The sequence below is a fragment of the Tardiphaga sp. genome (assembly GCF_028290785.1).
Taxonomy (GTDB): Bacteria; Pseudomonadota; Alphaproteobacteria; order Rhizobiales; family Xanthobacteraceae; genus Tardiphaga.
Genome location: NZ_JAQGJD010000109.1, coordinates 1 through 7,314, shown reverse-complemented (window position 1 = coordinate 7,314; position 7,314 = coordinate 1). Strand labels below are relative to the sequence as shown.

General features: G+C 63.3%; 9 protein-coding genes. 7 read left to right on the top strand and 2 right to left on the bottom strand.

Going from position 1 to position 7,314, the window contains the following annotated elements; all coding sequences use genetic code 11:
* Nucleotides 1-177: alpha-isopropylmalate synthase regulatory domain-containing protein (locus tag JWR89_RS06015; RefSeq protein WP_299713024.1), on the top strand; the 177-nt coding region annotated here is incomplete at its 5' end.
* An 11-nt stretch (nucleotides 178-188) separates the two neighbouring features.
* Nucleotides 189-578: a VOC family protein gene (locus JWR89_RS06010; RefSeq protein ID WP_299713018.1), complete on the top strand. Its 390-nt coding sequence runs from the start codon at nucleotides 189-191 to the stop codon at nucleotides 576-578.
* 40 nt (nucleotides 579-618) lie between these two features.
* On the opposite strand, the gene JWR89_RS06005 is transcribed toward JWR89_RS06010, so the two are convergent.
* Nucleotides 619-1,224 carry a TIGR00730 family Rossman fold protein gene (locus JWR89_RS06005; RefSeq protein WP_299713016.1) on the bottom strand — a complete coding sequence of 202 codons (606 nt, stop codon included), beginning with the start codon at nucleotides 1,222-1,224 and terminating at the stop codon, nucleotides 619-621.
* Nucleotides 1,225-1,435: 211 nt separating this feature from the next.
* On the opposite strand from JWR89_RS06005, the gene JWR89_RS06000 reads away from it, so the two are divergent.
* The 5 genes from JWR89_RS06000 (at nucleotide 1,436) to JWR89_RS05980 (ending at nucleotide 6,435) form a co-directional block, all read left to right on the top strand.
* Complete coding sequence (locus JWR89_RS06000) at nucleotides 1,436-3,391, top strand: ABC transporter ATP-binding protein/permease (RefSeq protein WP_299713013.1); 1,956 nt, start codon at nucleotides 1,436-1,438, stop codon at nucleotides 3,389-3,391.
* Between the two features lie 87 nt (nucleotides 3,392-3,478).
* Complete coding sequence (locus tag JWR89_RS05995; RefSeq protein WP_299713010.1) at nucleotides 3,479-3,904, top strand: endonuclease domain-containing protein; 426 nt, start codon at nucleotides 3,479-3,481, stop codon at nucleotides 3,902-3,904.
* A gap of 4 nt (nucleotides 3,905-3,908) precedes the next feature.
* Nucleotides 3,909-4,607, top strand: coding sequence for a phosphatidylserine decarboxylase (locus JWR89_RS05990; RefSeq protein WP_299713007.1), 699 nt, complete (start codon nucleotides 3,909-3,911; stop codon nucleotides 4,605-4,607).
* Nucleotides 4,608-4,687: 80 nt separating this feature from the next.
* Nucleotides 4,688-5,566 carry a CDP-diacylglycerol--serine O-phosphatidyltransferase gene (gene pssA / locus JWR89_RS05985; RefSeq protein WP_299713021.1) on the top strand — a complete coding sequence of 293 codons (879 nt, stop codon included), beginning with the start codon at nucleotides 4,688-4,690 and terminating at the stop codon, nucleotides 5,564-5,566.
* Nucleotides 5,567-5,715: 149 nt separating this feature from the next.
* The gene (locus JWR89_RS05980; RefSeq protein WP_299713004.1) at nucleotides 5,716-6,435 is read left to right on the top strand and encodes an RraA family protein; all 720 of its coding nucleotides are present in this window, start codon (nucleotides 5,716-5,718) and stop codon (nucleotides 6,433-6,435) included.
* 238 nt (nucleotides 6,436-6,673) lie between these two features.
* Here the strand turns inward: JWR89_RS05980 and JWR89_RS05975 are convergent.
* On the bottom strand, nucleotides 6,674-7,314 hold a 641-nt coding region (locus JWR89_RS05975), incomplete at its 5' end, for a tyrosine-type recombinase/integrase (RefSeq protein WP_299713001.1).

Below are 7,314 nucleotides of genomic sequence, written 5' to 3'. Positions count from 1 at the left end.
GTCCGCATCCTCAACGGCGGTACCGAGGCGGTGACCCGGGTGCTGATCGAGAGCGAGGACGAGCAGGGCGAACGCTGGACCACGGTGGGCGTTTCGCCCAATATCATCGATGCCTCGTTCCAGGCCTTGATGGATTCCATCGTCTACAAGCTGGTGAAGTCGAACGCGCCGGCTTAACGGAGATCGCCATGATCGATCACGTCTCGCTCGCCGTCAGCGATCTTCCGCGTGCGGTGGCGTTCTATGAGCGCGTGTTCGCGACATTGGGCATGACGCGACTGGTGACGCGGCCGGCCATGGTCGGATTCGGCAAGACCTACCCGGAAGTCTGGATCAACCTGCGCAGCGGGATGAAGCCGCTATCGCCGGATAGCGGGGTGCATTTATGCCTGCGCGCGAAGACGGTCGCCGAAGTCGATGCGTTTCATGTCGCAGCCGTGGCGGCCGGCGGGTTCTCGGAGAGCGCGCCGTCGCTGCGACCGCACGATCGGGTCAGCTATTACGCGACCTTCATTGCGGACGCCGACGGCAACCGCATCGAGGCGGTGACATTTCCGAAGGACGACGCTGCGCCTTAATTTTCCCCGGCCTTGTGGGCAAGGCGAATTCGCGCTTGGTCTACAGCCGGCTGGCGACTTCAGGCGCCAGCCGCTTGGCCTCTTCCGACGCCTGCGCGGCTGCGGCGCGGAGCCGCGGGAGGATGTCCTCGACCCGCTCGGCCTTCAGCACTTCCAGCGGCAGCGTCGGGCGGATGAAGGCCGTCGTGCGCATGTGGCTGAGCAACTGCAGCAGCGGTTCCCAGAAGTCCTCGATATTGGCGAGCAGGATAGGCTTGCTGTGACGGCCGAGCTGTTGCCAGGTGAGCTGTTCGACCAGCTCTTCGAGTGTTCCGATACCGCCGGGCAGCGCGACGAACGCATCAGAGCGCTCGAACATCAGCCGCTTGCGCTCGTGCATGTCGTGGGTGACGATCAACTCTTGGGCGCCTGTGAGCGCGTTTTCGCGCTTGGTCAGGAACTCCGGAATGATGCCGGTAACGCGGCCGCCATGGTCCAGCACCGATTTCGCCACGGCCCCCATCAGACCGATGGAGCCGCCGCCATAGACCAGTCCAACGCCATTCTCCGCAAGCGACTTGCCGAGCGCGATGGCCGATTCGACGAAACGAGGATTGGTACCGGGGCCGGAGCCGCAATAGACGCAGACGTTCTTGATGATGCTCATGTCAATTTATGTGGCAGTGCGGAATGGCAGCGTCAAGACTTCGATGATCGCATAGCGGGAATTTCCGCCCGGGAGCGCGTCCGGTGCGGAAAAGATTGCCTTAGAAGGGTTCGACATTAGGCAAAACGCACTATATGTGGCCGGACATGCACTCGATTCAAAACATCCCAGCGGCGGCCACCCGTCGTCCCGTTCGTTCCTGGCGCCATTGATGGTTGATCCCGCTCACTCCTCGAAGGGCGATCAGGCCGCCGAGACCAAGTTCAGCGCCGAGCGCGGCACCCTGGTGGCGACGCTAGCGCACCTGTGGCCGTATATCTGGCCCGGCGACCGCGCCGACCTGAAGATGCGCGTCGTCTGGTCGATGGTACTTTTGCTGGTCGCCAAGCTAGCGACGCTGTCGGTGCCGTTCACCTTCAAATGGGCGATCGACGCCCTGACCGGCGCCGATACCGCGCCGGTGCAGGCGTCCAACTGGACGCTATGGCTGATCGCGTCGCCGGTCATCATGACCGTCAGCTATGGCCTGATCCGCATCCTGATGGCGGTGCTGACGCAGTGGCGTGACGGCATCTTCGCCAAGGTGGCAATGCATGCGGTGCGCAAGCTGGCGTTCCTGACCTTCGTCCACATGCACGAGCTGTCGCTGCGCTTTCATCTGGAGCGCAAGACCGGCGGCCTGACCCGGGTGCTGGAGCGCGGTCGCCTCGGCATCGAGGTCATCGTGCGCATGGTGATTTTGCAACTGGTGCCGACCATCGTCGAGGTCACGCTGCTGATGGGCGTGTTGCTGTGGCAGTTCGACTGGCGCTATGTGCTGGTGACCGCGATTACCGTCGTGGTCTACATGTACTACACGTACATCGCGACCGAGTGGCGGATCGAGATCCGTCGCCGCATGAACGACTCCGATACCGAGGCCAACACCAAGGCGATCGACTCGCTTCTGAACTATGAGACCGTCAAATATTTCAGCGCCGAGGAGCGCGAGGCCGAGCGCTACGATCGCTCGATGGCACGCTATGAAAAGGCCAGCGTGAAGACCTATACGTCGCTGGCGCTGCTCAATACCGGACAAGCGATCATCTTTACCTGCGGCCTCACCGCCACGATGCTGATGTGCGCCATCGGCGTGCGCAGCGGTCGCAACACGGTCGGCGATTTCGTCATGGTCAACGCCATGATGATCCAGCTGTACCAGCCGCTGAATTTCATGGGCATGGTGTATCGCGAGATCAAGCAGGCAGTGATCGACATCGAGAAGATGTTCGGCGTGTTGCAGCGCAATCCCGAGGTCAAGGATCTCCCGGGTGCCACGCCGCTGGTCGTCAGCGCAGGCCATGTCCGTTTCGACAACGTCCAGTTCGCCTACGATCCGGAGCGTCCGATCCTGAAGGGCCTGTCGTTCGAAGTGCCGGCTGGCAAGACCGTGGCCATCGTCGGCCCTTCCGGCGCCGGCAAGTCGACGATCTCGCGACTGCTGTTTCGGCTGTACGACGTGTCCGGCGGCACCATCTCGATCGACGGCCAGAACATTCGCAACGTGACGCAGTCCAGCTTGCGCGAAGCCATCGGCATGGTGCCTCAGGACACCGTGCTGTTCAACGACACCATTCGCTACAACATTCGCTACGGCCGCTGGGACGCCACCGACGAAGAAGTCGAGGAAGCCGCGAAAACGGCCCAGATCGACGCCTTCATCCAGATGTCGCCGAAGGGCTACGAGACCGAAGTCGGCGAGCGTGGCCTAAAACTGTCCGGCGGCGAGAAGCAGCGCGTGGCGATTGCCCGCACCGTGCTGAAGGCGCCGCCGATCCTGCTGCTCGACGAGGCCACCTCGGCGCTCGACAGCCATACCGAGCAGGAAATCCAGGACGCGCTGGAGAAAGTGTCGCGCAACCGCACCTCGCTGGTAATCGCGCATCGGCTGTCCACGATCGTCGGCGCCGACGAGATCATCGTGCTCGACCAGGGCCGCATCGCGGAGCGGGGCACCCACAGCCAGCTATTGGCCGCCACCGGCCTCTATGCCAGCATGTGGAACCGGCAGCGCGAGGCTCAGGAGGCGCGTGAGCGCCTGGCCATGATAGCCGACGAAGCTGCCGCGCCGAACCGGGTGCCGCCGGCTATCGATGATCCACTGATCAGGCCCACCGCGGCGGAGTAATTCTTCTCTTCTCCTCTCCCCCGGACGCAGCGAAGCTGCGTTTGGCGGGAGAGGGTGGCCGCGCGCAGCGCGGACGGGAGAGGGGGCATGACACGGAACAATGCCAAAGTTCTTCGCACGAATATGACCGATGCCGAGCGCCGGCTCTGGTATCTGTTGCGCGCGCACCGGTTTGCCGGCTTCAAGTTCAAGCGCCAGATCCCGATCGGGCGGTACATCGTCGATTTCGTCTGTCGGGCTGAACGCTTGATCATAGAGGTCGATGGCGGCCAGCACGCCGACAGCAGCCAGTCTGACCGAACCCGCGACTTATGGCTCGAAGATCAAGGGTTTCGCGTGCTGCGGTTCTGGAATAATGAGGTGCAGAACAACACGGATGGGGTGCTCGAGGTTATTCTTGAGCACTTTGGCCGTTCCTCGCGAACCCCCTCTCCCGGCGCGACTGTCGTCGCGCCACCCTCTCCCGCCTGCGCAGCTTCGCTGCTTGGGGGAGAGGGGAAGAAAGAACCTTGACGCCATGTCCATCGCCAATTCCATCCGTGCGCAAATTCCCCCGATCCATAAGGAAGGCTACCCGTTCATCGGCGGCTTTGCCCTGGCCAGCCTGGTGCTGTTCTGGATCTGGACCCCGCTGGGCTGGATCGGCACGATCCTGACCGTGTGGTGCGCGCTGTTCTTCCGCGATCCGGTCCGCGTCACCCCCACCCGCGAGGGCCTCGTGGTCGCGCCGGCCGATGGCCGGGTGTCGCTGATCGCCATGGTGCTGCCGCCGGTCGAACTCGGCCTCGGCGACCAGCCGCTGCTGCGGATCTCGATCTTCATGAGCGTGTTCAACTGCCACGTAAACCGCAGCCCGGTGGCCGGACGGATCGAACGCATCGCCTACCGCCCCGGCAAGTTCGTCAATGCCGAGCTGGACAAGGCCAGCGAGGACAACGAGCGCAACTCGCTGGTGATCTCGATCCCGGGCGGTCGCATCGGCGTGGTGCAGATCGCCGGCCTGGTGGCGCGGCGTATCGTCTCGTTCGTCCGCGAGGGCCAGACCTTAGTGGCCGGCGAGCGGTTTGGGTTGATCCGATTCGGCTCGCGGCTCGATGTGTTCCTGCCCGAGGGCAGCAAGGCGCTGGTGTCCGTGGGGCAGACCGCGGTGGCCGGCGAGACCGTGCTGGCCGACTTCAATCTCGGTGATGGCGGTCGCACCTTCCGGGTCGATTAACCCCGTTCCGGCACCGGGATCGGCCGGCTGGCTGCCACAATGGCGGAGCAGGGTGGATTTTGCTAAAGAAGGCCATGCAAATGCCCATTGATCCCGCTTCGCCCGATACGCGCCGCCGCCGGTTCCGGACGATTCCGGTCCGGATGCTGGTGCCCAACATGATCACCCTGCTGGCGATCTGCGCCGGCCTGACGGCGATTAGGCTGTCCACCGAAGGGCGGATGGAGCTCGCGGTGGCGGCGATCGTGTTTGCAGCGGTGCTCGACGGCGTCGATGGCCGTGTCGCCCGCATGATCAAGGGCCAGTCCAAATTCGGCGCCGAGCTCGACAGCCTTGCCGATTTCGTCAATTTCGGCGTCGCACCTGGCCTGATCCTGTATTTCTGGCAGCTGCACGATCTCAACAATTTCGGCTGGATCGCGGCAATGATCTTCGCGATCTGCGGCAGCCTGCGGCTGGCGCGCTTCAACGCCACCATGGACGATCCCAACAAGCCGGACTTCGCCGCCAACTTCTTCACAGGCATGCCGGCGCCGCTCGGCGCCATCACCGTGCTGCTGCCAATCTACCTTGCCTTCCTCGGCATGCCGACGCTGCCGGACGTGGTGATCCTGCTGTTCACGCTGCTGATCGCCTTCCTGATGGTGTCGCGGCTGCCGGTGTTCTCCGGCAAGTCCATGAGCATGCGGGTGCCGCCGGAGATGGTGCTGCCGGTGTTCGTCGGTGTCGTGCTCTTCATTGCGCTGCTGATCGGATACCCTTGGCATATCCTGTCGGCGGTCTCGCTGCTGTACCTGCTCAGCCTGCCGATCGGCTGGAAGTCCTATCGCGACCAGGAGCGCGCCTTGGCGGCGTCAAACGCGGTGGTGCCAGTCGATCCGGCGTCGCATGCGGTGACGCCCTATGTCCCTGCGGCGCCCGATCCGGCGCCAGATGATCGTCCGACCCACCTGAACTAGGCCTCGTAACGTTCGTGTCGCCCGGCCGTCCTCCTTCGGGACGGCGGTCGCTTGCGTTGTGGCCGTCGCGAAAATTCGGCTATATCCGGACTGCGACCAACGACATCCCGCAGAGACTGGATGCAAAAACTAAAAACAGGGAGAATACCGTGACAAATACTGCGACCGATCCATTGCCCGCATCGGTTCTCGAAGCGCTCGGGCGCTACGATACGCCGACGATCTGCAATGCCATGGAGATCGTGGCGCCGGGGCGCCGGCTGATCGGCTACACCACGAAGCCGCTGGTTTGCCCATTTCCCGACCTGCCGCCCATCGTCGGCTATGCCCGGACCGTGACCATCCGTTCGGTGCTGGCCTCGGGCTTGCCGCCCGCCGAGCAGGCCGCGCGGCGAATTGCCTATTACGAATATGTCGGCACGGGCGCGGGCCCGCGGATCAGCGTGATCCAGGATATCGACGGTGCGGACGTGGGCTACGGCGCGTTCTGGGGCGAGGTCCAGAGCGCCGTTCACAAGGCGCTTGGCTGTCTCGGCGTCGTCACCGACGGCTCGATCCGCGACATCCCGCAATGGGCCGAGGGCTTCCAGGCGCTGGCCGGCTCGATCGGTCCGTCGCATGCTTACGTTCACGCGGAAAATTTCGGCGGCGAGGTTCGCGTCGCCGGCATGACCGTGCGCTCCGGCGACCTGATCCATGCCGACCGCCACGGTGCGGTGGTGATCCCGCTCGATATCGCCGCCAAGATCCCCGACGCTGCGGAGCTATGCGGCCGACGCGAGACGCCGATCCTGGATATCGCCCGCAGCGCGTCGTTCTCGCTGGAGAAGTTGAGGGCGGCGCTGAAGCAATCGTCGGAGATTCACTGACAGCAGAGCCGCGCACCACCGCTATGGTTAGCAATACATGAACAACACGACTGCATTGGTAGCCAGTGCAGTCGCTGGCCCCCGTTGCTGCGCGGCAGCCGGACATTGTTCCCGCGCTCCTGCGGTTTGATATCGTACGCTTTACCGGTCCTAAAGATGAGATTTCAAGTTAGGGCCGATTACCAAGGGTTTCTGCGTTTACTAGACACCTGCGTTTAAATGATTAGACACTTTGCGTTCACATTCTGATCGGGATCGACGCGATACCATCATCCGCCAACGTCTGCTGATCGGCCGCTTCCGTGTAGCGATCGAGCTCCTTTGTTGTCTTGTGGCCGGACACTGACGCCATCCGCTTCGCGCTCGAACCGTTCTCAGCCATGGTGCGAAGCGTGGCCTTGCGAATGCCGTGAGGGACGCAGCGCGCAGGCAATCCTGCCTGACGAATTGCTTTGCGCATCAGATGCGACAGCGCGGCCCGTTTGATCGGTCGGCCGTGCTCGTCGCCAATCAAGTTCAAGCCATTGGCCGGGCCTGCCTTGATCGCCTTGGCAAGGTCTGGGTGGATCCTGATCTTGAGCTCGGTCCCAGTCTTCTCCTGGACGACCTTGATGCGGCCCTCAGAAACGTCCTTCCGGCTCATTCGCACGACATCACCGCTACGCTGGCCCGTGTAGAACAGAAGCGCATAGGCGAGGCGCTGGCGCGTTCCTAGGGGCCACTTGGCCTCGAATTGCCTGAGCTCTCCATCGGTCCATGTGTGATGCGTGCCGCCCTTGTAAGGGTTGACCTTGTCGGCCAATGGATTGAACCGGATCAGGTCGCGCGCCAACGCCACGCCGAGCACTCGCTTGAGCACCGAGCGGGTGAGGTTCGCCA